A 23,293-nucleotide genomic window follows, 5' to 3' on the forward strand; every position below is an offset into this window, starting at 1 on the left:
TTCCCTGTTCAATTTAGGAGAGAAAAACGATGACAAATAAGGTGGATTACCAAATGAAGCTGGACCAGATCCGCAGGGAGCTGGGGTATGATTTCATGTCACTGGCTTTTGCCGAACCGGCGGAATATGACTATGTAATCCGATGGAAATATGTCTCAGGGAACACGAATGACCGTTACAAACGGATCGTGCTTCAATCGGGAAGAGGGATTGCGGGAATCGTATTCAAGACCGGCAAACCGTTTTTACTCCCTTCTGTGCAGAAAGATGTTAAGCCTGATGCATTATTTAATTATCCCATCACGAAGATGGAGAATTTGAACAGCATCGGTGCTGTCCCGATGTGGAATGATGCCCGCGTCGCAGGCGTGCTTCTTGGCGGATTCAGGGGCGAACGGCAGGTAACCCCCGAGATGCTGAGAGCTCTGGAAGCTACGGCGCGCAAGGGCATTGGAGAACTGAACGGGAAGGAATTGTTGCTCAGTTGATGACATCCGGACACAATCTGCCGCACCAGCTCATGACGAAGCTGTTTGAGAACAGCATGGAAGCGATGTTCTTTTTTGACCGTGAAGGGAAAGCCCTGGCGATGAATCCCGCTGCCGAGAACATTGTGGATAAGGATATTCTGAAGCAGCTGTATCAGGGAAATCCCCAGGCGCTGTGTGGTACCTGCCGCGGGTATACCAGTGAGACGGAGCTGCGCACCTGCCTGAACTGTTATTTTAACACACCCGATTCCGAGGAATTCACCTCTTACCAGGTCTATCTGGAGACAAGGGATAAAGGGATTGTCCCTTATGCCGCTTCTTTTCACACCATAGATTATGAGAATAACATCAGGGTATTTATGCTGAGGGATCTTACCAGGCAGTTCAAGACCCAGGAGAAATTTTATCAGAACAAAATGATGAAGCACGTCATTGAAGCACAGGAGAACGAACGCAAGCGGATTTCACGCGAACTGCATGACAGTGTGGCTCAAGAGCTGATGAGCGCCGTGATTGACCTGCGCGTGCTCAAGTATATGACAGCAGATGAACAGTTGTTGAAAAAAGTGAAGCAGACCGAAGTGTCCATGACACGGCTGCTGAATGATATCCGGAGTCTGTCCGTGGAGCTGCGGCCGGCGGCGCTGGATGATTTTGGACTGGAGGCTGCCTTCCGGTCTTATTTCAAACGGATGGAACAAAGCTATGGCCTTGTGATAGAATATCAGTCCCAGCTGTCAGAGAAACGGTATGAGAGTGAAATTGAAACCGTAATGTACCGTGTGTGCCAGGAAGCTGTTCTGAACGCCCTGAAATATGCCGAGGTAGATACCGTTTCCGTATCGCTGACCGAGAAGGACGGCGTGCTGCGGCTCCTTGTTGAAGATCAGGGCATAGGCTTTAACAAGGGTGACGAGCCCAGCGGAACCGGACTTGGCCTGTTTGGCATGCAGGAACGGGCAGAGCTGGTGGGCGGAACCTGCACCATAGACTCGGGGATCGGCAAGGGGACCCGGATTATGCTGCAGGTTCCGGTAGGATTTGCACAAGGAAAGGAATGAGTTTCTGATGAAAATCGTCATTGCAGACGACCATGCGATCGTGCGCAGCGGCTTCTCTATGATTCTGAATTTTCAGGATGACATTGAGGTTATCGGGGCTGCGGCAGACGGTATTGAAGCTTATGCCCTGGTGGCAAAGTTCCGGCCGGACATACTGATTATGGACTTAAGCATGCCGCCGGGCGAGAGCGGACTGATTGCGACAGGCAAGATTAAAGAGGATTATCCTGACACCAAAATCCTGATTCTGACGATGCACGATGACGAGGAATATCTGTTCCATGTGCTGAAGAACGGGGCATCCGGATATGTGCTCAAAAGTGCGCCCGACGAAGAGCTGCTGCTGGCCATCCGGACTATCCATGAAGGCGGCACCTATATTCAGCCCAAGATGGCAACCTCTCTTGTCCGTGAATTCATCAAGCAGGATAAGAATGTTACCACAGAAGACCTGTTCGAGCTGTTATCCAAGCGGGAGCTGGAGATTCTGCCGCTGATCGCCAAGGGGTACGGGAACAAGGAAATCGCTGAGAAACTGTTCATTTCAGTGAAAACGGTGGAAGCCCATAAGGCCAAGATTATGGAAAAGCTGAATTTGAAAAGCCGGCCGGAGCTGGTGGAATATGCGTTACGCAAAAAAATGCTGGATTTCTAACTGGCGAATGGAGGAGAGCACCATGCCGGATTTTGCTGAGCTGCAGTTTACTACGCCTGCCATGCGCATTCTTGAGAATGAACACCGCTATTTATCTTTTTTAATGGAAGAATGGCATGCTATTGTGCTTTGGTTTGAACAGGAGAATATCCGTCTGGATGAAGCGAGGGTGCGGATACAGGAGCTGCGGCAGGCGGTCATTGATTTCATGGAACCGCTGAGGAAGCATACCGCGAAGGAAGAGGGCCATTTTTTCCCGCTGCTGGGGTCATACATAGGTTTTGAGCAGGGGCCGCTGATCGGGATCCAGGAGGAGCACCGCGAAATTGAAGGTTATCTCGGGCATTTTCTGCATCATACGGAAGAGGGCTTCGATGGGTTATCTTTATCGGATATCCGGGCTGCCGTCAAGGATGCAGGGGAAGCCTTTGAAGTACTGACGGTACACTTTGTCAAAGAAGAAGCCGTTATTTTCCCGATGGCCGAAAGCCGGCTGCATGCCAAGGACAAAGAGCGGCTTAGCCAACAACTGAATACACTGATTACTTAACAGAAAGGGCTGCCTCAATGGAAGCAGCTTTTTTCTTTGTGGATGTATGGAGAGTGTCAGCGTTCGCGAGGGTAAACGAGCCCAATGTACACGAAAAACCGAGTATAATGTGCCACTGCGAGGGATAGCAAGCCTGATGTACACGAAAAACCGAGTACATTGTGCCACTGCGAGGGCGAACGAGCCCGATGTACTCGAAAAACCGGGTACATTGGGCCACTGCGAGGGCGAACGAGCCCGATGTACTCGAAAAACCGGGTACATTAGGCCACTGCGAGGGTAAACGAGCCCAATGTACACGAAAAACCGAGTACATTGTGCCACTGCGAGGCTAGCTATTCCTTATCCTGATCCTCAAAGGGAGTTACCCAGATCTTATAGATCATGATTCCATTAATTAACTCCTTTGAAGTATTAACATTGATCCTGACATTGTTGTAGTCTGCCCATTGGGGAAGATGCTCGGCCAGGTAGGTGTGAACATTGGCATCCGGTGATGCGTAACCAACATGAACCCTTAGTCCGCCTGCGAAGTCAGGATAAAGAGAATCCGCCCATTCATTGACTTCCCTAATGGAGTCGAATATTTTCCCCGCTTCCTTGTAATCCTCATTAATCCATTTAATATCCAATAGGGAACCCTCCATCTGCCCTCTATATATCCATAAGCTTTTTGTCTAAAAATATACTCCGTATCGCTCCTTGACCCATTCTGGGAATTATAAACAATCACCTTACTGGATTCAAGTGTGAAGTGCTTCTCCCCCAAAACCGGCAATCATTCTCCATTGCTATGCTATCTTTAATCCGGAAGCCGCCTGCCTTTATTTTCAGGGTTTACCCTGTCAGGGAAAGGGGACTCCCCTATATCTGAACAGGGGGATCGGCGGATACAATGGGTACAGGAAATATTCACATAGACAATCAGGAGAATAAATGATGAAAAGGTGAGTTGAATGATTAAAAAAATGCAGTTGCCGCTGCAAACACTGAACTTGATTACCGGTTTTATGGTGTGGGTGATTATTTCATCCCTGATGCCATTCATATCCGAGGATATCAGCATTCCTCAGGGTAAACTGGCGATGGTGACAGCCATTCCGGTGGTGCTCGGTTCGGTTCTAAGAATTCCGCTGGGCTATTATGCGAACATTTTGGGTGCACGGATCATTTTTATGGCCAGTTTTATCCTGCTCTTGTTCCCGGTTTACTTTATCAGCGAAGCTACTACGGTAACGCATCTGATTATCGGCGGACTGTTTCTGGGCATCGGCGGGGCCGTATTCTCGGTCGGCGTTACTTCGCTGCCAAAGTACTACCCCAAGAACAAGCATGGTCTGGTCAACGGGATTTACGGGATCGGAAATATCGGAACGGCCGTCACTACCTTCTCGGCACCGATTGTGGCTGCACAGCTCGGCTGGTCCGTTGCCGTTAAGCTGTATCTGGTCCTGCTGCTCGTGTTCATTGTGCTTAACTTCTTCTTCGGGGACCGTCAAGAGCCCAAGATGAAAGCTCCAATTATCGAACAGATCAAGGGAGTCGCCAAGAATGAGAAGCTGTGGCTGTTCTCGCTGTTCTATTTCATTACCTTTGGTTCTTTTGTGGCTTTTACGATCTATCTGCCGAACTTCCTGGTCTCTAACTTTGGGCTTGAAAAAGTAGATGCAGGCATGCGCACCGCGGGCTTCATCGCCGTTGCAACCTTTTTCCGCCCGGTAGGCGGCTGGTTAGCGGATAAATTTCAGCCGTTGTTCCTGCTGATCGGCACCTTCAGCATTTACACTGTGGCAGCCATTGTATTGGCATTTATGCCGGACATGGGACTGTATACGGTCGGCTGTCTCGCCATCGCGGTAAGCGCAGGGATTGGTAACGGGGTTATTTTCAAATTGGTACCGCTGTACTTCAACAAGCAGGCAGGGATTGCCAACGGGATCGTGTCGATGATGGGCGGCCTGGGCGGATTTTTCCCGCCGATTATGCTGTCCGTTATTTACACGGCTACAGGCCAATACTCCATCGGATTTATGCTGCTGTCGCAAGTGGCACTGGCCAGTCTGGTGCTCGTGGTCTGGTTGTATTTTCAGGATAAGCTGGTGCTTACCTCAGAGGTATTCAATTCCACAGGACAAGGCATTCTGGTCACAGATGTAACAGGACTTATAAAGTCTGTAAATCCGGCGTTTACGAAGCTGACAGGATACACCGAAGAGGAAGTGGCCGGCAAGCAGCCGAGCATCCTGAAGTCGGGCCGCCAGTCCAAGGAGTTTTACAGTAAAATGTGGAGCGAAATCCGGGCAAAAGGCATGTGGCAGGGAGAAATCTGGAACAAACGCAAGAACGGTGAAGAATATCTGCAGTGGCTGAACATCAGCGCGGTAAAAGACGAAACAGGCGAAGATGTCCGCTATGTCGGCACATTCAGTGATATTACCAATAAATAATGGCATGTTCAAAATCAGCTTAGGATCAGTCCGGCATGAAGTTAGGAGCAAATGAAGGTGGATAAAGCCAGAAGTCCGGTTAGTGTAGCAGAAGCCGTATTCCGGGTCGTTGAAAAAGCATGCTTCACAGGCAAAGAAAGCGTCACGCTTGCCGAGAGCTATGGACGTATTCTCGCCGAGCCGCTGACAGCAGCACATGATGTGCCGCATTTCACGCGTTCGCCATATGACGGGTTTGCCATCCGCTCGGCAGATTCAGCGGGAGCCTCCGGCCAGCAGCGCATCTCATTTACAGTAGTGGATCATATAGGGGCAGGGGAAGTATCCGCTGTAAAAATCGGCGCTTTTCAAGCAGTCCGTTTGATGACAGGCGCAGCACTCCCGGAAGGTGCGGATGCGGTAGTGATGTTCGAGCAGGCTGTGGAGGGAGACGGGACTTTTACAATCCGTAAAGCTTTTGAACCTCTGGAAAACCTCTCCTTACAGGGGGAGGATATGAAAGCAGGGGAGACGGTTATTCCTTCCGGCAGCTATATTAATCCGGGAACTGTGGCACTTCTGGCTACCTTTGGCTATAGCTCAGTTCAAGTGGCCAAGCGTCCGGTTGTAGGGATATTATCAACGGGAACCGAGCTGCTGGACGTCGCTTCTCCGCTGGAACCCGGCAAAATCCGCAACAGCAACGGTCCGATGATCGCTGCACAGCTGGCAAGAATGGGCATTCCTTATAAAATATATGACTCTGCTGCTGATCGGCTGGAGGAAAGCCTGCTGACCGTGCAGAAGGCGCTCTCTGAAACAGACTGCCTGATTACAACAGGAGGCGTGTCCGTCGGTGACTACGATTATTTGCCGGAAATCTATAAGCGGCTTCAGGCAGATGTGCTGTTCAATAAAGTTGCGATGCGTCCGGGGAGTGTGACGACAGTTGCAGTTGCCGGAGATTCTTACCTGTTCGGGCTGTCGGGTAATCCCTCTGCCTGCTTCACAGGATTCGAGCTGTTTGTAAGGCCGGCGCTGCTCAAAATGATGGGCGCAGAAAAAATCTATCTTCCGCGTACGGCAGCAGTGCTGGCTGAGGATTTTGCGAAGGCCAACCCGTTCACCCGGTTCATCCGGGCAGTTCATAACCGGACAACGGTCCGGCCTGCAGGCTTCAATAAATCCAATGCAGTATCCTCGATTGCTAAGGGGAATTCCCTGCTGGTACTGCCTGGAGGGACAAGGGGCTTCACCGCCGGTGATAAGGTGGACGTACTGCTGCTCGGCGTTGAAGAAGGCAGCGAAGAATGGGTGCTGTAGTTTACAGAAAGGAGGAGGGGGCAGGAATGAAAATGAATCCAATACAAGATCAGCTGCGGCGGCCGATCCGCGATTTGCGGATTTCAGTCACAGACCGGTGCAATTTCCGCTGTTCCTACTGCATGCCCAAAGAGCTGTTCGGGGATGATTATGCGTTCCTGCCCTCCAGTGAGCTGCTGACCTTTGATGAAATGCTGCGGCTTACCGGGCTGTTCGTCTCCCTGGGCGTGAGCAAAATCAGGCTGACAGGCGGCGAACCGCTGATGCGGCGGGGCCTTCCTGAGCTTGTGGAGGGAATTCATGCCATCGACGGGGTAGAAGATATGGGGCTGACGACCAACGGAGTGTTTCTGAAACAGCATGCTGAGGCACTGTACGGCGCAGGCCTTCGCAGGCTGAATGTCAGTCTGGATGCACTGGACCCGGAGTTGTTCGGAAGAATGAACGGGCGCGGAATTAGACCTGACGTTATTCTGAGAAATATAGATCATGCCATAGATAACGGTTTTGAAGTCAAAGTGAACATGGTTGTGCAGAGAGGTGTCAACGAATCGGAGATCGTACCGATGGCGGATTATTTCCGGCAAAAGAATATCACACTGCGGTTCATAGAGTTTATGGATGTCGGTAACGACAACGGCTGGAGTTATGCGAAGGTTGTAACCAAGGCGGAAATACTTGAGCGGCTCCAAAGCTCGTTTGAACTGGAAGCACAGGATTACAATTATTTCGGTGAGGTAGCCAAAAGGTACCGGTACAAGGGAAGCAGCACGGAAGTCGGATTTATCACTTCTGTATCCGAATCGTTCTGCTCCTCCTGTACACGGGCACGCCTGTCTTCAGATGGCAAATTCTATACCTGCCTGTTCGCTTCCGGCGGATTTGATCTCAAGAAGCTGATCCGCAGCGGTGCGGATGATCAGAGTCTGCTGGCAGCGATCCGCAGCGTATGGGAGCAGAGGATGGACCGCTATTCCGATGAGCGGTCGGAGCAGACACTGAGAAGCAGGACGAAGATAGGCATGTCATATATCGGAGGCTAGGCTAAGGGCAGCATTAACTATTAGTGCTGCTTTGCTGTGTATCATTTTTGGCGGCTTCAAAGTTGCCTGTACCTACCCGGCGGCGGATTTCCTCTTCAGTCAGCGCCTCACCGATAGCTCCGGTAGGAATATCTGCCGAGCCTTCCGCAACCTCCATCCGTTCCACGCGGGCAAAGCCGGCATTCGTCTGCCGTCCGATCTGCTCGCGTTCTTCCCGGGTTAAAGATGATGTTTGATTAGATTCATTAGTCACTACTTAACATCCCCTTTCGTGTACATTATCCATAAATAATACCCATATTCTGTAACCTGGAAACACGTATTATACATCAAAAGGACGGGAGACGAACTGTACTTATGAACGGAGCCCAATTGTTAATTCAGATGCTGATTGATAAGAATATAAAGACGATATTCGGGTACCCCGGAGGTGCCGTATTGCCTTTGTATGATGCTTTGTATGATTGTGACAGCATAGAGCATGTGCTGGTCCGGCATGAGCAGGCTGCTGTTCATGCCGCAGACGGATATGCAAGGGCAACAGGAAGCCCGGGCGTGGCGCTCGTGACCAGCGGACCCGGAGCAACAAATGCTGTTACTGGAATTGCTACGGCGTTTATGGATTCGGTACCGCTGGTTGTGCTGACCGGCCAGGTGTCCACCGACCTGATCGGTCTGGACAGCTTTCAGGAAGTGGATATATACGGGATGACGATGCCTATCACCAAACATAATTATATCGTACGGGATATCGCAGATCTTCCCAAAATCGTGAACGAGGCCTTCTATGTAGCTGTAACAGGACGGCCGGGTCCCGTGCTTATTGATCTGCCGAAAAATGTGATGAATGCGGAATACAGCGACCTGACTACGCCACTTGAACCTAATTCTTTACCGCTAATCCGTGGTTATCAGCCGGAGCATGACATTGACCCTGCGGATATCCGGCAGACGGCAGAGCGGCTGAACCAGGCGGAGCGCCCGCTAGTACTGGTTGGAGGGGGCTGCATGCCGGGCGATACACCGGGGTTATTACGGAAATTCGCAGAACGGAGTAATCTGCCGGTTGCCAGCACACTCATGGGCCTCGGGGCTTTCCCTTCAGGACATCCCCTGCATCTGGGGATGGTTGGAATGCACGGATCAGTAGCAGCCAACCGTGCACTGCAGAAGGCGGATGTGGTGCTGTGCCTCGGCGTCCGTTTCAGCGACCGGGTCACCGGGAACAGGAAGGCGTTCTCACCAGGCTCATACAAGATCCAGGTGGATCTCGATACTTCGGAGCTGAACAAGAACATCGCCGTCGATCTAGCGATAGCAGGCTCTTGTGCAGTTCTGCTCGAAGGGCTCCTGGAACAAGTACATACGGATGATATTACGGACTGGGAACAGCAGATCAAAACTTGGTCCATTCGGGCAGTGAAATCCCGTACCGTGGAAGAAGATAAGCTGACGCCCCATGAAGTTATCAAATGCATCCAGAATGCCACAGCCGGAGATGCCATTATTGCTACGGATGTGGGCCAGCATCAGATATGGACCGCTACCCATTACGAATTTTCGGAAGCACGGTCCTTTCTGACCTCCGGAGGACTGGGAACCATGGGGTATGGCCTGCCGGCAGCCATCGGTGCGGCAGCAGCTTTTCCGGACCGCCAGGTGGTATGCATTACAGGGGACGGCAGCTTCCAGATGAATATGCAGGAGATTATGACCGCTGTCGATCTTGGACTGAATGTCAAAGTCGCCATATTCAAAAACGGCTACCTCGGCATGGTAAGACAGTGGCAGCAGCTGTTCCTCGGCCGGAGGTATTCATCGGTGCGGATCAACTCGCCGGACTTCGTCGCCTTGGCCAAATCTTTCGGTGCTCATGCCTTCCGGGCCCGGACACTTGCTGAGGCGGAAGATATTATTCATCAAGGGCTTCACACGGACGGTCTTGCCGTTATGGAGTTTGATATTACCGAGGAGACAAATGTTTATCCTATCGTGCCGCCTGGAGCAAGCAATCAGGATATGATCACAGAATAGGATTACAGGAGTGCCCATATAAAAAAGGATGATCCTATACCATAGCGGTAACAGGAACATCCTTTTGTTTTACCCGGAACTAGAAATACAATACCAGCACAGCTATGTACAGCATAAGCGAAAAGCCGATTTCAATCATCCCGGTGCGTTTGGCCGTAATTCCGGTCTTGGGAAGGATAGCAGCCCGCAGCAGCAGAATAATCAGCGGGACGATGAGAGACGGGAACAGAATCATTCCGGCCACTGCAGCGAGAAGGTGATACAGCACAGATCCGTAATAGAACCGGATGTTGTTGCGTTCACGGATCACCGTTTTGACATACAGGGCCGTTCCGATAAAATACATGGCCGACAGCAGGAAGAGCTCAGTAACCGTTCGCCAGCTTTCACCCTCCCCGACATAGAACACCGGATAGATAATCAGGCAGAACGCGAGTATAGCCGAGATATCGTTGATCAGGGCGCGTTCATTTTTGGTTTTGGCATAATAAAGATTTACTGCAAACAAGGGGACCAGCGGAAGCACAAACCATAGCAGCACAGGCTCGGCAATGATCAGGTAAACGACAAAAGGCAGCAGCAGCAGTCCGTATACCTTCATCGGCTGGGCATAACGCCGGAATTTCCCCGTCTTGACCCCTTGCAGCAGCGGAAAGCTGAATAAATAGATCAACAGCCAGCAAAGAAACAGCGGAATATGCAGATACTGTCCCTGAGAGGAAGCCACCCCGAATAAGAATGGAAGGACGAGCATGGCCCAGGCCCCGTGTTGGTTGGGAATATATTTCTTCATTATATATAGACCTCCTGCGTTCAGATATCATGGCATGAAGATCACCAGACTCTTTAACTATAAGGTCTTTTTATCCTGCACCCGGGTGACTATAAGCACAACGGATTTGAAGACAATGTAACAGCTTCTTAAACGCGCAGACCGTTCCATTTCTTGAGCTGCAAAATCCTGCGGAACATCCTTTTGTCTTTCAGCTGGTTAAAAATATAGGCATCCGGCCGGGTGTTGACTTCAATAATCCACGGCTTCAGCGCAGCATCCAGTCCGATGTCCAGCCCGATTTCCTTATAGCCCGGATTTCTTTTCTCAAATTCCTTCGTAACCTCATACCCAAGATTCGTCAGTGCATGGATGTAATTCTTTTTCTTATCTCCCTGCAAATAAGCTTCCAATAAGGTCTCCAGCGGGAGAGGTGTTCCGTTGCTGTGGAAATTCGTGACGATTTTCCGCGGGTGGGCAATCCGGCCGATATAACCGCTGCATTCCCATTTGTTGTTCTCGTTTTTTTGGATCATGATCCGGAGGTCGAATATACGCTTCCGGTAAGTGAGCAAATGGATGCCCTGCTGCACAATATATTCACGCTTCAGCTTGCATTTGGCCAGCGCCTTATACAAATCAGCATAACTGCTGTAGTAATAAGGGGTTGTACCGGCATGGTACCCGTATTTGTGGTCATTAACTTTCATCACCCGGATCACACCGTTTCCGCCAGTGCCTTTAACCGGCTTGACGTAGACCATTTTGTGTCTGTCCAGCATCCTCCGCAAATTATCATAGGAATATAAAAGAGTAGGCGGCACAAACTGGCGAAGCCGGGAATGCTTAAGCAGCAGCTGGGTTTTGGACCATTTGCTGCCTAGTGTTCTGGAACTCTTCGGGAGGCTGACGATCTTGGACGGCATGAGCCGATCACCCCGTTCTCATTGATAACGATAGAACATCGTATGTTGAGCGGTCATTTTGCGGAACCGGGAGATTGAATTCTCATGTATAATAGGTAAGTTGATACTACTTGAAGGCTTGGAGGCAGCATAGAGATGAACATTCGTCCGCTACAATTTGCAGATAACGCAGTGATTGAAGGAATTATCAGAGAGAGTCTGATGGAGTTCGGGGGAAACAGAGAGGGACTGGCCTGGGCAGATCCGAACATGAGCGATCTGTACCATTATTACAACAGCGAAGCAGGCAGAGCTTACTGGGTGGCTGAAGAAGACGGGAGAGTGCTGGGGGGATGCGGGATTGCACCTTTTGGCGGGCCGGAGTCAGGCAGCATCTGCGAACTGCAGAAAATGTACCTGTCCCCGGCCAGCAGAGGTACCGGAGTAGCTAAGGCGCTGCTGCAGACTGCGCTTGATTATGCAAGGCAGCACTACAGCAAGTGTTATCTGGAAACGCTCCAGAACATGCATGCCGCCAACCGCTTTTATATAAAAAACGGGTTTGAGCTGCTGGAAGCCCCGCTTGCAGGCTCGGAGCATTTCGCCTGTGATGCCTGGTATATTAAAGATCTGGCTTAATACAAGCGGTTCTTGTAACCATCCTCAAGACTTAGGGCAACTGCTTCGGGAGTCAGGCCTTCCATTCGGATATGCTCGGAGAGCATTCTGGCTGCAGACGGCAAATCCGCAGTGTCCAGCCAGGAGCCGGGCTCCCACAGCTGTGAACGTCTGAAGGCTTTGGCACAGTGCAGGAAGCATTCTACCGCCTCGACAATAATGCCCATAACCGGAACGCTGTCCCGTACAGCCGCCGGCGCAAGCAGCTTAGGGTCGGTTGTTATGTAAGCACGCCCATTGATTCTCAGCGTTTCGCCAAGTCCCGGAATGAGGAACAGCAGTCCCGCTTCCGGATTGCCGATGATGTTGCGCAGCGAGTCATATCTTTTGTTGCCTGGCCGTTCCGGAATCAGCAGATGCTGCTCATCTATAATATGTACGAACCCCGGATGATCGCCGCGTGGTGAGACGTCGCACTGACCGGATGCATTCGAAGTAGATAGCAGCATAAAAGGTGACTTTGCAATAAATTCTTTGCAGTTCTCATCCAGTGTGGTAATCATTTTTTTCTCCGCGATCTCTTTCGGATAACCCATCAGGGACCGAAGCCCGTCTTCGGTCCTGATTATAAATTTCTCCTCAATAACCCCCATAAATAATCATCCTCTCCGGAAAAATATTTCCTTACATATTATACTGCGTCAGATCAATTCCTTGCGAACCTTTAAATACCGGTACAGGAAGCATCCCGACAAAGCACAGATAATTGCGCACAGTCCGATGAAACCATAACCTGCCTGAAGACCGCGCAGCAGCCCTGTGGACGTCTCTGCACCATAGAGATGCTTCACACCGTCTATAATGGCTCCAATGGCGTAGTTCCCGATAACACTGCCGAGACCCATCAGAGTGACGGTGAACGTAATGGCGGTGTCGCTGCCGGTCGGATATCTTTTGGCGATGAAGGCCATAACGGTCGGGTAGATCATGGCAATACCAATCCCGGCTGCGGCGAACAGGAAGGCGAACTTCTCTCCGCCAAGCAAGGCGGCAAAGGTACATAATCCGGAGAATCCGGAGAAAATGATTAAGGACAGGTTAAAGCCGATTTTATCGGTCACAGGACCCAGCAAGAGTCTGGCGAGCGAGAAGAAGAGGAAGAAGACTGACAGCATGCCGGAGGCTTTTACCGTATCCCAGGCATAAGCTTTTTCCAGGAAATTAACCAGCCAGCCGCCCACCGCAAGCTCCGAGACTACGCCGAACGACAGAATTAGGACCAGAAGCCAGAGCGCCGGATCACGGATCAGCACTTTGAGGGAAATCCGGTCTTCATTTGGCAGATCATCTCCCGGAAACGTACTGCGCAGCGCCGACAGAATCGGAAGAATCGATAAGGACAGCATCACGAGATACATTCCGCGCCAGTCCAGCGTCCAGCCAAACAGAGTGACCGACATCAGTCCGGTTGCAATGAGAGGGGCAAGTGTGGAACTGAACCCATAGAAGAAATGGGACAGGTTCATCATCGTTCCGGTATTCTTGACGAAGATCCGGGCACCGAGTATGGCCAGGCCAATCTCCAGCATGCCGTTCCCGATGTACATCAGGAAGTAGGAAGAAGCGAAGAGCGGATAAGTATGCGAGACGTAAATGAACACCCCGGAAATGATCATGGAGGCAAAAGAGATAATGGTGACAGCCTTAATGCCCCATTTGCGCACCAGAACAGCAGTGAATGAACAGGCAATCAGATAGCCCAGCGCGTTAAGGGATAAGAGTGTGCCTAACTGTCCTTCATCCAGCTTAAAATCAAACTGAATACGCGGAATAGCGGGACCTTTAATATTTTCCGAAATCCCGAAGATGATAAAGCCTAAAAATATGGTGGCCAGCTGCATGGCATACACCTTGTTGATTGTACCTAAACGCTGTTTCAAAAGAAGAACCTCCTGGAATGTAAAATATAAATGTGGCTATCAGGGTTACGGGGTTCTGCTACCTTTTCTCAACCACTTGAAGATGATAGGCCAGACTCTCCAGAGTCGCTGCGGTTAACCCGGCCAGGTATTCCTGGTGTGTATTGTTCCTGATCTGCAGCCTGGGCATATGCTCCTCAGGAATCACCTGCAGACAGCCTGCATTCAGTGTCTCCAGCAGATCGGTGGAAGGAAGCTCGCCGGTCAGGACAATCGCAATCGGATTAATAACGGCGATGATAGAGATTAGTGTAGAGACCGCCAGCGGAACGAACCCGTCCGGACTGTGCAGTGCGGCCATCTGTGCTTCGCGCGTCATCCCGAAGGGCAGATAAGAAACTTCTCCGCCGAAATTCGTGTTCCCGCTTAAGATCCGCCCATCGACAATAAAGCCTGCACCGGGAAACTGGTTTTTGGGAAATGTGACTACGGCAAAGGTCTTTTCGCCTTCAAAATTTTGCAGATTATAGAATCCGTAGACCGTCATATTCATGTCGTTCTCAATAGTGACCTTCAGTTTGTATTTCTGCTCCAGTCTGGGACCCAGCGGCTTGCCGGCCAGATCCGGGACGTCGCAGATTCCGATGATTCCTTCATGGACAACACCGGGAATTCCAATGCCAACCGCCTGAATGTTGTCGTGCTCTGCTGTAACCTCACCAATTAAATTGTCTATGGTGTCTTCATTAATGTGATCCTTGATCAGCGTAGTTTCCTGGATGAGCTCTCCGAGGAGGTTCGCCAGCGCATAAGTAATGGAATGGATGCCGCCTTCCGTCTTGACAAGCAGGCAGAGCACATAAGCAAAATCGGCATTGTACTTGTATTGTCTGGCCGGCCGTCCGCCTTTGGATTCATCGGGTCCAGTTTCCATTACTTCACCGCTCTGGACAAGCTCATTGAGGATAGTTCCGCAAGTGGCAACACTTAATCTGGTGGCCTCGGCGATGGAGGCTTTGGTGGCGGTGCCCAGAAGTTTGATGCTGTTTTTGACCAGTTCAACATTGATTTGCTTCAATTGATACGTATTGTGGGAAACTTGGGACAAGGCAGCGCGCTCCTTTGCAATGACTTTTAATAACTCTTTTAATAAATGAAATATAGTGGCATTCCGGATGAAAGTCAACCCCTGATTCCTATATCGTACTGCACGCTGGCTTGACAAGCCTTAAAGGTGTTATTTAAACTTACGGGGCATGAATAAATTCATAGAGATGATAAGGGGGGAACCTGGATGAACAAGCCGATAATCGCAGTAGATATGGACGACACCATCTGCCATCTCGTCAAGCGGGCAATCTACCATAACAACAATGAATTTCCGACCCATGTGCTTCGTTACGAAGACATGATTGACTGGAACACGGACCACTTGCGCCACCCTGACAGTACCCAGGATATTTTCTTCGGGAGACCCGGTCTTTATGAAGAGCTTGAGGTGTTCGATGAGCATGTTATTGCAGAAATGGAAAAGCTTCATAATGCCTACGATGTAATTATTGTTACAGCAGCTGTACCGAAGACGGTCGCCGAGAAGTGGAACTGGCTGCAAAAGCACATGCCTTATATTCCCGGAGAGAACTTCTTCACCTGTAAAAGAAAGCATCTGATCAACTTCGATCTGCTCATTGATGACGGTCCGCATAACCTGCTGCCTGCGGTGGAAGCGGGGAAGAAGGTGCTCTGTATTCCGCATCCTTGGAATCTGAAAGCAAGAGAGCAGTATGCATTCCCGCTGATGGATACCTGGAAAGGCGCAAAAGAACGCGTAGATGAAATTCTGCAATCCGGCAGATGACCGGGATACATAGTGGTGCAATAAAGACAGGGCCTCGTTAAGCAGGCACCTGTCTTTTGCATGTTCTGCCTATTCAAGCCCCGGCTGATTCCTCTTTGTTCAGTGTATAAAAGCTTCTGAATCCGCTGCTGGCTTCCAGCAGCTCTTCCAAAGATCCTATGCCCGCAATTTCCCCGTTCTCCATATAAATGATCTCATCATATAAACTTAGCAGGTCCTCATTCATATTATGGGTGATTGTAATCAAGGTGAGCCCTTCATGCTTCAGCAGCCGGCTCTCGATTTCATAGGCCGTTTGCATATCGATAGCCGAGGTCCCTTCATCGAGTATCAGCAGCGGCTTGTTCCGGATCAAGGCTCTGGCAACGGCAATCCGCTGGCGCTGGCCTCCGGAGAGCCGTGAACCATTCTCACCGACCGGAGAGAGGAGGCCCTGCGGAGCTGCGGTAATAAATTTATGCATACCGCTCATTCGTACGGCCCGCTCCAGCTCCTCTTCCGTATAATCTTCATCTAACGTAATGTTTTGCCTGATGTCATTATCAAACATATATACGTTCTGATGAATCGTGGAGGCCATTTGCAGCAGCTTATCCCCGTCCAGCCTCCGGGTATCCGTACCATCGACAGCGATAGTACCCTCGTAACGTTCATAATAACCGCTTAACAGCTTCACCAATGTTGATTTACCGCAGCCGCTTTGGCCGACCAGCGCGTATTTTTTACCTTTTCGCAGCGTAAGGTCAATGCCTTTGAGTACCGGTTTTCCGGATGGATAAGCAAACTGCAGCTGGCGGACTTCAAGACTATCATTGAATACGGGGTCAAGTATAGCCGTGTGAGTCTCTTGACGATCCTCCGCGCTGCCAGCCAAAGCATCGATGCGGTCCAGAACAGGCTTCACCCCTTGAATTTTGGGCAAGTTCTCCATAATAATCAGAACCGGACCGACAATTCCGCCGCTTAGCTGAACAAGGGCAACAAGGCTGCCGGCTGATAAATCACCGGAAATGATAAGCCAGGCGGCAATGAAGACTACAGCAAACTGGCTGAGAACCGCCAGCGTCTGGGATATGCCTTCATTGGCTGCGAACAGACGGTCTGCGGCGAACCGGGTGTTAGCAGCCATCTCATTTTTCTGCTTGAATTTGCGGGCGGCATGTCTGCCTATGGCGTAGGATTTGATGACTTCATAGCCGGACAGTAAGTCCTTCAGTCTTGCAGTGAACACCGACATTTGAGCGGAGACAGCATTTTGCCGGTTCTGCAGCGCTTTGCCAAACAGGGAAGGGACGGCAAACATCAGGACCATGCTTAAGATAAGGATCAATGTAACCAAGGGGCTGACATAAAAGAGGACGATCAGGGATACGGCAAAAATTACAGTGTTTTGCAGAGTGAGCAGCATGGGGTGGATGTAATTGTCTTCGGCCAGCTTGATATCATTAGTAAGTGCAGACAGATAATCAGCGGTATTCGCGGACGTGAATTCTTCAACTTTACGCTGAAAAATCCCCCGGAATACCATCTCCCGCAGGGATACCGTCAGATTGCGGATGAGCGCTTTGCTGCAAAGGGAATAGACAAATCCCAATACGGCGAGCAGCAGCAGATAAATAACAGACAGGATTAGAATTTGCCGGAAAAGTTCACGGTCACCCTGCATCGCGGCATCGATTACCTTTTGCAGGATCAGGGCAATGAATACTGTGGCTGCAGACGTGGTAATGCTCAATAGCAGGGTGAGTGCGAGTAGTGTTTTGCTCTGGCTGAGAGATTGTTTCAAATGAATCAACTCCTTTTTGTTAGATGATTATTAAATTCGTAAGGCGATAATAACATTATAATTAGAATAAGGTCAACAATATTAGATTATAATCTAATATTGGTGAATAAAAAGCTTCCCATGATTAATCATGGGAAGCCTAATGTAAAGCCGGATTTTGTTATAACAAAAACTGCTCCATATCAGAGATTAATTGGCGCAGGTTATCCTGATTCAGATGGTAATACACCTTGCCGTTTTTTTTCTCAATACCGACCAGACCGCAGGCCAGCAGGACATTCATATGATGCGACATCGTAGCGGCAGTCAGGCCCAGCTGCTCTGCAATCTCTAGATTATATTTGGGGCTAACCTTGAGCGAAGCCAGGATCTGCAGCTTGCTGTTATCCCCGAGCGCCTTCAGCCTCAGCAGCAGGAAATCTCTGGAGTCAGCCAGTGTCTTGCCGGAAATCGGCAGCACATCTACATAAAGGCCATAGTAACATTGCGTAGTGAAAAGCTGCTGTCCCAGCGGCATAATCAGGCTCGGATACACTACAGGCTCTTCAGCAAACATTCCCACCAGCTTCAGAAACTGTTCATCCTCCTGTTTTTGAACGGATTGTATGTAAGCCCTGATTAGCTTATGAAGCGGTTTCGCCACTTCCGCAGATGCTTTTTCAAAGGCAGGGAGATTGGTATTTACGGTATCGATCAGCAGCTTCAGCTGTTTGCGCGGCGTTTGCAGGATGCCCATCAGCTTCCACTTCGTTTTTTCATCAACCGGACAGTGTGCCAGAAAGGCGACGATATCATCCAGTGAACGGATGTTTTCAGCAGAGGCAGCCTGTGCCGGCCGGTCATCCAGCTCTTCCAGGCGCAGCAGCACTCTGATCAGTGCACTCTGCATTTCATCTTCAGTTACCTGATCAAAAGCAGCCAGCCAGCCTGTATTCTCACTAAGCAGTGCAAGCAGCACAGAAAACAAACCTTCATTGTCTTCGCTGAAAAAAGTAATTGTGTTGTCATCGATGACCCGGTGTTTCATGAAAGCTGCTATATACTTGTCGAGTATTTTGAGATGCCTGTTATAAAAGAACTCTCCGTCCACACCGAATTCGTTCAGCTCTTCAATCATATCTGACTTGAACTTCTCCGCATGGCTGCTGACGTACAATAGCCCCATCGTTTCAAAGACCGGCTCCAAACGTTCCTGAATAATAAGATTCATTAGGCCTCCGCTATATCAATGAATTTGGTGTTTATCTAATATATTATATTTATGTAAAACACCATTATCAAGCAGGGCGAAACAAAACGGTCGTTCTTACGTCTAAAGGTAGATGAGTACCTAACAAATATTACCTCAAGAAATGGGGGCTTACATTTTGCATTTCTGTAAACTGACAAAAACCCGACGGACATTCATTGTTCTAGCTGCCATCCTGTCTATGTCAACGAATCTTCCGGCTTCTGCGGCAGACACTGCCTATGCGGAAGGACAAGCCGCTCTACCAGCGGTTGGAGTTACAGGCATTTCCCTCGCTGCGTCAGCGGTGCCTTACGGATTTGAGGCAACGACTTTAAGCATCGACGGCAAAAAGCTGAATATACTGGCATACCATGCTGATCACACCCTTATGGTCCAACTGGTGCCTGTTGCCAAAGCCATGGGTTACACGGTTGATTATAATGCGAAGACCGGTGATCTCACACTAAAGAAGCCGAGGCGTGTAATCAAGATGGTTCTTAATTACAGCGAATACAACCTGAACGGTATTACCTCATCCGCCAAAACCCCGTTTATCCGCGGCAATTCAACCTATCTGCCGCTGCGCCAGCTTGCTGATCTGTCCGGATACACGATTGTCCAGCAGGGCAGATCTGAGTTCAAGCTGACTGAACGTTCCGAAAATGATGTAACCATTTCTGCCTCTGAGGAATTGGCGGTTGATACGGAGCCGTATTCTTTTTCATTCCATTATCCGGTTCTCTCCGCATACGCGAACAAGGAAGCTATGGACAAAATCAACCTGTTTCTGAAAGAGACTGCGGAGAAGTGGAAAACAGATGCGGAACAGGAGCTGTCTGAGGCCTGGGCGGCTCATCCTAATAAAGACCGGATTATAGATTACGCCCATATGTATCCTTATGGTTTTCAGGCGCAGTGGAAGGTTGCCTACAATGAGGAAGGCATGCTCAGTCTTTATGCCGATACCTATCAATATATGGGGGGCACAGAACCTGACCGGCTGCTCCGCCACAGCTGGACCTTTGATCTGAACAGCGGACAAGCGCTGACGCTGCTTGAGGCCTCCGGCAATTCACCGGATTATGCTGTGAAGATTAATCAGTATGTAAATCTGAAAATTGCTTCCGGAGAGGTGAACAGCACCCCGCCGGCACAGTTTCCGGGGATAGAAACGGCTGGGACAGGCTGGTATGTCAAAGACGGAAAGATCATGGTGTATGTCCAGCCGGAGCCGGGTGCTTTTTTGAAAAATGAGGTGTTTGAAGTTTCTGTTCCGATTTCCCGGATTGCAGAGTGAAGCAATAAGCTCCCGATTATTAAAAGTTGCTGCTACATGTAAAAAAGCTGTCTTGGTCCCCGGACTTTAGACGGCTTTTTGTTGTACCGAACCAGGCCAGTATTGCCCGCCAAGTTGGAGCAGTTCGTTAATACGGCGGACAATGTGTTTAAGAGCGAGCGATCCCGTTGTAGGTGAAAAACCGAGTACATTGGGCTAACATGACGGTATGAGGACCGAATGTACACGAAAAACCGAGTACAATGCGCTACTTTGAGGGTAAACGGACCAAATGAACACGAAAAATCGAGTCCAATGCGCCACTTTGATGGGAGACGGACCGAATGAACACGAAAAACTGAGTACAATGCGCCACTTTGATGGTAATCGGACCGAATGTACACGAAAAACCGAGTCCAATGCGCCACTTTGATGGTAAACGGACCGAATGTACATGAAAAACTGAGTATAATAGGCCACTTTGATGGTAAACGGAACAAATGTACACGAAAAACCGAGTACAATGCGTCACTTTGAGGGGAGACGGACCAAATGAACACGAAAAATCGAGTCCAATGCGCCACTTTGATGGGAGACGGACCGAATGTACATGAAAAATCGAGTCCAATGTGCCACTTTGAGGGGAGAAGGACCAAATGTACATGAAAAACCGAGTCCAATGCGCCACTTTGAGGGTAAACGGACCAAATGAACACGAAAAACTGAGTCCAATGCGCCACTTTGCTGGTAAACGGACCAAATGAACACGAAAAACCGAGTCCAATGTGCCACTTTGAGGGGAGACGGACCAAATGAACGCGAAAAACCGAGTCCAATGAGTCACTTAGAGGGGAGACGGACCGAACGTACACGAAAAACCGAGTCCAATACGCCACTTTGAGGGTGGACGGACCGAATGTACACGAAAAAGCGAGTACAATGCGTCACGTTGATGCTATACGAACCAAATGTACACGAAAAACTGAGTCCAATGCGTCACTTTGAGGGGAGACGGACCAAATGAACACGAAAAACCGAGTCCAATACGCCTCTTTGAGGGTAAACGGACCGAATGTACATGAAAAACCGAGTCCAATGCGCCACTTTGATGGTAATCGGACCAAATGAACACGAAAAACCGAGTCCAATGCGCCACTTTGAGGGTAGATGGACCGAATGTATATGAAAAATCGAGTACAATAAACCTCCGTGATGGTAAAAGGCCCTGCGAAGATAAGCACCCCCCAACCCAACCCAACCCAACCCACTATCTACTTTAATCCACCCTTAAGTAAACCGGCAGTTCCTATACAGCCAGGTGACTCAACAGAGCAGTCTATTCCTCTTAAGGTTTTATTATCCAATTACTTGCATTTAAAGTATGTACTCTTGTTGAGTACCAAAAAATAGCAATAAAAAATCAATCAAAAATGTAATGTATATGTCAACTATGTAGAAAAACACAAATAATATGGCAAATAATTCGTAATAAAAACGAAGACTTTGCAGTTTTATTGTAATATAATCTAACTCATAGAAAGGCAAGAGAGACAAATGTTATATAAACTAACATTATTGGATGCAGTGAAACTCAGGAGGGGAGCATGAACCATGCAAATAACAGCAGCACCTTACACTTGGCCTTATGACGGAGCCATTGATCCGGCGAAGACGGCACTGATGATTATCGACATGCAGACCGATTTTTGCGGCAAAGGCGGTTACGTGGAGAGAATGGGATATGACCTCTCTTTAACAGCAAGAGCCATCCAGCCGATTCAGCGGCTGCTGGCACGCATCCGTGAGATTGAGGGATTTACCGTCATTCACACCCGTGAAGGACACAAACCTGATCTTTCCGATCTGCCGGCGAATAAACGGTGGCGCAGCAAGCAAATCGGTGCCGAAATCGGCTCGGAAGGACCGGCGGGACGTATTCTTGTCCGGGGCGAGCGCGGCTGGCAGATTATTGATGAACTGGCCCCTATACCGGGAGAGTATATTATCGACAAGCCGGGCAAAGGCAGCTTTTATGCTACAGACCTGGATTTGGTTCTTAAAAATAAAGGCATTACCCATTTGATTCTTACCGGAATCACAACCGATGTCTGTGTACACACAACGATGAGGGAAGCCAATGACCGAGGGTATGAATGCCTGATTCTGGAGGATTGCACGGGAGCTACCGATCCTGCCAATCACCTGGCGGCGCTGAATATGGTCAAAATGCAGGGCGGCGTTTTCGGCAGTGTAAGCAATTCGGAATCAGTGCTGGCGGCACTTGCACAACTCTAAAATCATTCATAACGGGGGAATCACTATGTGGAACAAATCGAGATCTAAAGCACTTATTCTTCTCACTTCACTGATGCTGCTCCTAACTGCCTGCGGCAACAATTCGGAAGCCGGTACGGCAGAGGGCCAAGGGGCAGAGGGTACGGGCTCCGGCGAACTTAAAAAGGTTGTACTGAGATTAAAGTGGATTCACCAGGCGCAGTTTGCCGGTTTTTATACCGCCGTTGAGAAAGGATTTTACAAGGATGCGGGGCTGGATGTGGAGATTCGTCCGGGAGGCTCGGATTTTCCGGCAGTACAGATGGTTGCTTCAGGCAGTGAAGAGTTCGGGGTAACCGGTGCTGACCAAATTATTATCGGAAGAGAAAAAGGTGTACCGGTCAAAGCATTGTCCGCGATTTACCGCAAAACACCGTTTGTGATGTTCGCCCTTAAAGAATCAGGCATTACATCGATGGAAGACCTGGTCGGCGAAAAGGTAGGCATCAAGCTTGGCGGCAACGAAGAGCTTACCTTCCGGGCGATGGAGAGAAGTGCGGGCATCGAAACTTCGCAAATCGAAGAGATGCCGATCAAATATGACCTTAGCCCGCTGTTGACGGGTCAAGTCAAAGCCTGGCCGGGATATGTTATCAATGAAGTGCTGGCTGTGCAAGAGCAAGGCAAGGAAGTCAATATTATCGATCCGAATGACTATGGCATCAATTTTTATGCTGATACCCTGTTCACAACAGAATCAGTGATTGAGAAAGACCCGGAGATGGTCCGCAATTTCGTACAGGCATCCATGAAGGGCTGGGATTATGCAATCAACAATCCTGAGGAAGCGGCTGAATTCGGTCTGAAATATGGCGAAAAGCTTGATCTGGAGCATGAAGTTAACATGATGAAAGCCAGTATCCCGCTGCTGGAGCCGGCGAAGCTTCCGCTGGGTTCCATGGAAGAGTCTGCCTGGGCAACACTGCAGCAGAATCTGATCGACCTTGACTTTGTAAAAAAAGAGCAGGATCTGGGATCCCTCTTCACCAATGAATATCTGGAATAGGGAGT

Annotated in this window: 22 protein-coding genes; 13 read left to right on the forward strand and 9 right to left on the reverse strand. The window is 49.5% G+C overall.

Features of this window, described 5'->3' with window-relative positions:
- Positions 1 to 29 precede the first annotated feature (29 nt).
- Genes C2I18_RS26160 through C2I18_RS26175 form a run of 4 tightly spaced genes read left to right on the forward strand, consistent with a single transcriptional unit; the run spans position 30 to position 2,757 of the window.
- Positions 30 to 488, forward strand: a complete 459-nt coding sequence (locus C2I18_RS26160; protein ID WP_249898628.1) for a GAF domain-containing protein — start codon at positions 30 to 32, stop codon at positions 486 to 488.
- Positions 488 to 1,552 (forward strand): sensor histidine kinase, encoded by a 1,065-nt coding sequence (locus tag C2I18_RS26165; protein WP_249898629.1) that lies wholly within the window; start codon positions 488 to 490, stop codon positions 1,550 to 1,552. The genes C2I18_RS26160 and C2I18_RS26165 overlap by 1 nt, the downstream gene beginning before the upstream one ends.
- 7 nt (positions 1,553 to 1,559) lie before the next feature.
- Positions 1,560 to 2,207, forward strand: coding sequence for a response regulator (locus C2I18_RS26170; RefSeq protein ID WP_249898630.1), 648 nt, complete (start codon positions 1,560 to 1,562; stop codon positions 2,205 to 2,207).
- Positions 2,208 to 2,229: 22 nt separating this feature from the next.
- Positions 2,230 to 2,757 carry a hemerythrin domain-containing protein gene (locus tag C2I18_RS26175; protein ID WP_249898631.1) on the forward strand — a complete coding sequence of 176 codons (528 nt, stop codon included), beginning with the start codon at positions 2,230 to 2,232 and terminating at the stop codon, positions 2,755 to 2,757.
- 335 nt (positions 2,758 to 3,092) lie between these two features.
- Here C2I18_RS26175 and C2I18_RS26180 read toward each other — a convergent pair whose 3' ends face one another.
- On the reverse strand, positions 3,093 to 3,389 hold the full coding sequence (locus tag C2I18_RS26180; RefSeq protein ID WP_249898632.1) for a hypothetical protein: 297 nt from the start codon (positions 3,387 to 3,389) through the stop codon (positions 3,093 to 3,095).
- 324 nt (positions 3,390 to 3,713) lie between these two features.
- Here C2I18_RS26180 and C2I18_RS26185 point away from each other — a divergent pair, with 324 nt between their 5' ends.
- From C2I18_RS26185 to moaA, 3 genes are read left to right on the forward strand one after another with little or no spacing between them, the layout of a single operon-like run.
- Positions 3,714 to 5,204: a nitrate/nitrite transporter gene (locus C2I18_RS26185; protein ID WP_249898633.1), complete on the forward strand. Its 1,491-nt coding sequence runs from the start codon at positions 3,714 to 3,716 to the stop codon at positions 5,202 to 5,204.
- 57 nt (positions 5,205 to 5,261) lie between these two features.
- Complete coding sequence (locus C2I18_RS26190; protein ID WP_481857846.1) at positions 5,262 to 6,506, forward strand: molybdopterin molybdotransferase MoeA; 1,245 nt, start codon at positions 5,262 to 5,264, stop codon at positions 6,504 to 6,506.
- 26 nt (positions 6,507 to 6,532) lie between these two features.
- The gene (gene moaA, locus C2I18_RS26195) at positions 6,533 to 7,549 is read left to right on the forward strand and encodes a GTP 3',8-cyclase MoaA (RefSeq protein ID WP_249898635.1); all 1,017 of its coding nucleotides are present in this window, start codon (positions 6,533 to 6,535) and stop codon (positions 7,547 to 7,549) included.
- Positions 7,550 to 7,562: 13 nt separating this feature from the next.
- Here the strand turns inward: moaA and C2I18_RS26200 are convergent, their stop codons facing one another.
- A complete protein-coding gene (locus C2I18_RS26200) occupies positions 7,563 to 7,802 on the reverse strand; it encodes a hypothetical protein (protein WP_249898636.1) in 240 nt (79 codons plus the stop codon).
- A gap of 104 nt (positions 7,803 to 7,906) precedes the next feature.
- Between C2I18_RS26200 and ilvB the strand changes: the two genes are divergently transcribed.
- Positions 7,907 to 9,583 (forward strand): biosynthetic-type acetolactate synthase large subunit, encoded by a 1,677-nt coding sequence (gene ilvB, locus C2I18_RS26205; RefSeq protein ID WP_249898637.1) that lies wholly within the window; start codon positions 7,907 to 7,909, stop codon positions 9,581 to 9,583.
- Positions 9,584 to 9,662: 79 nt separating this feature from the next.
- On the opposite strand, the gene C2I18_RS26210 is transcribed toward ilvB, so the two are convergent.
- Together C2I18_RS26210 and C2I18_RS26215 are read right to left on the reverse strand one after the other, a co-directional pair.
- Positions 9,663 to 10,376: a YwiC-like family protein gene (locus C2I18_RS26210; protein ID WP_249898638.1), complete on the reverse strand. Its 714-nt coding sequence runs from the start codon at positions 10,374 to 10,376 to the stop codon at positions 9,663 to 9,665.
- Between the two features lie 128 nt (positions 10,377 to 10,504).
- A complete protein-coding gene (locus C2I18_RS26215) occupies positions 10,505 to 11,281 on the reverse strand; it encodes a YheC/YheD family protein (protein WP_249898639.1) in 777 nt (258 codons plus the stop codon).
- A gap of 135 nt (positions 11,282 to 11,416) precedes the next feature.
- On the opposite strand from C2I18_RS26215, the gene C2I18_RS26220 reads away from it, so the two are divergent.
- Positions 11,417 to 11,899 carry a GNAT family N-acetyltransferase gene (locus tag C2I18_RS26220; protein WP_249898640.1) on the forward strand — a complete coding sequence of 161 codons (483 nt, stop codon included), beginning with the start codon at positions 11,417 to 11,419 and terminating at the stop codon, positions 11,897 to 11,899.
- Here C2I18_RS26220 and C2I18_RS26225 read toward each other — a convergent pair.
- The 3 genes from C2I18_RS26225 to C2I18_RS26235 form a co-directional block, all read right to left on the reverse strand.
- Positions 11,896 to 12,531: a pyridoxamine 5'-phosphate oxidase family protein gene (locus C2I18_RS26225; RefSeq protein WP_249898641.1), complete on the reverse strand. Its 636-nt coding sequence runs from the start codon at positions 12,529 to 12,531 to the stop codon at positions 11,896 to 11,898. The two genes, C2I18_RS26220 and C2I18_RS26225, sit on opposite strands and share 4 nt — an antisense overlap.
- Before the next feature lie 48 nt (positions 12,532 to 12,579).
- Positions 12,580 to 13,779, reverse strand: coding sequence for an MFS transporter (locus C2I18_RS26230; RefSeq protein ID WP_249902254.1), 1,200 nt, complete (start codon positions 13,777 to 13,779; stop codon positions 12,580 to 12,582).
- 97 nt (positions 13,780 to 13,876) lie between these two features.
- Positions 13,877 to 14,905, reverse strand: a complete 1,029-nt coding sequence (locus tag C2I18_RS26235) for an ROK family protein (RefSeq protein ID WP_249898642.1) — start codon at positions 14,903 to 14,905, stop codon at positions 13,877 to 13,879.
- Between the two features lie 186 nt (positions 14,906 to 15,091).
- Between C2I18_RS26235 and C2I18_RS26240 the strand changes: the two genes are divergently transcribed.
- Positions 15,092 to 15,655 carry a 5' nucleotidase, NT5C type gene (locus tag C2I18_RS26240; protein WP_249898643.1) on the forward strand — a complete coding sequence of 188 codons (564 nt, stop codon included), beginning with the start codon at positions 15,092 to 15,094 and terminating at the stop codon, positions 15,653 to 15,655.
- Positions 15,656 to 15,728: 73 nt separating this feature from the next.
- Here C2I18_RS26240 and C2I18_RS26245 read toward each other — a convergent pair whose 3' ends face one another.
- Complete coding sequence (locus C2I18_RS26245) at positions 15,729 to 17,441, reverse strand: ABC transporter ATP-binding protein (protein ID WP_249898644.1); 1,713 nt, start codon at positions 17,439 to 17,441, stop codon at positions 15,729 to 15,731.
- Positions 17,442 to 17,601: 160 nt separating this feature from the next.
- Positions 17,602 to 18,651, reverse strand: coding sequence for an ArsR/SmtB family transcription factor (locus C2I18_RS26250; protein ID WP_249898645.1), 1,050 nt, complete (start codon positions 18,649 to 18,651; stop codon positions 17,602 to 17,604).
- A gap of 220 nt (positions 18,652 to 18,871) precedes the next feature.
- Here C2I18_RS26250 and C2I18_RS26255 point away from each other — a divergent pair, with 220 nt between their 5' ends.
- From C2I18_RS26255 to C2I18_RS26265, 3 genes are all read left to right on the forward strand, one after another.
- Positions 18,872 to 19,969 (forward strand): GNAT family N-acetyltransferase, encoded by a 1,098-nt coding sequence (locus C2I18_RS26255; RefSeq protein ID WP_249898646.1) that lies wholly within the window; start codon positions 18,872 to 18,874, stop codon positions 19,967 to 19,969.
- 1,590 nt (positions 19,970 to 21,559) lie between these two features.
- Positions 21,560 to 22,243, forward strand: a complete 684-nt coding sequence (biuH, locus tag C2I18_RS26260) for a biuret amidohydrolase (protein WP_249898647.1) — start codon at positions 21,560 to 21,562, stop codon at positions 22,241 to 22,243.
- A gap of 25 nt (positions 22,244 to 22,268) precedes the next feature.
- On the forward strand, positions 22,269 to 23,288 hold the full coding sequence (locus C2I18_RS26265) for an ABC transporter substrate-binding protein (RefSeq protein WP_249898648.1): 1,020 nt from the start codon (positions 22,269 to 22,271) through the stop codon (positions 23,286 to 23,288).
- Positions 23,289 to 23,293: the final 5 nt, after the last annotated feature.

Source organism: Paenibacillus sp. PK3_47, from assembly GCF_023520895.1.
Classification (GTDB): Bacteria; Bacillota; Bacilli; order Paenibacillales; family Paenibacillaceae; genus Paenibacillus_AQ.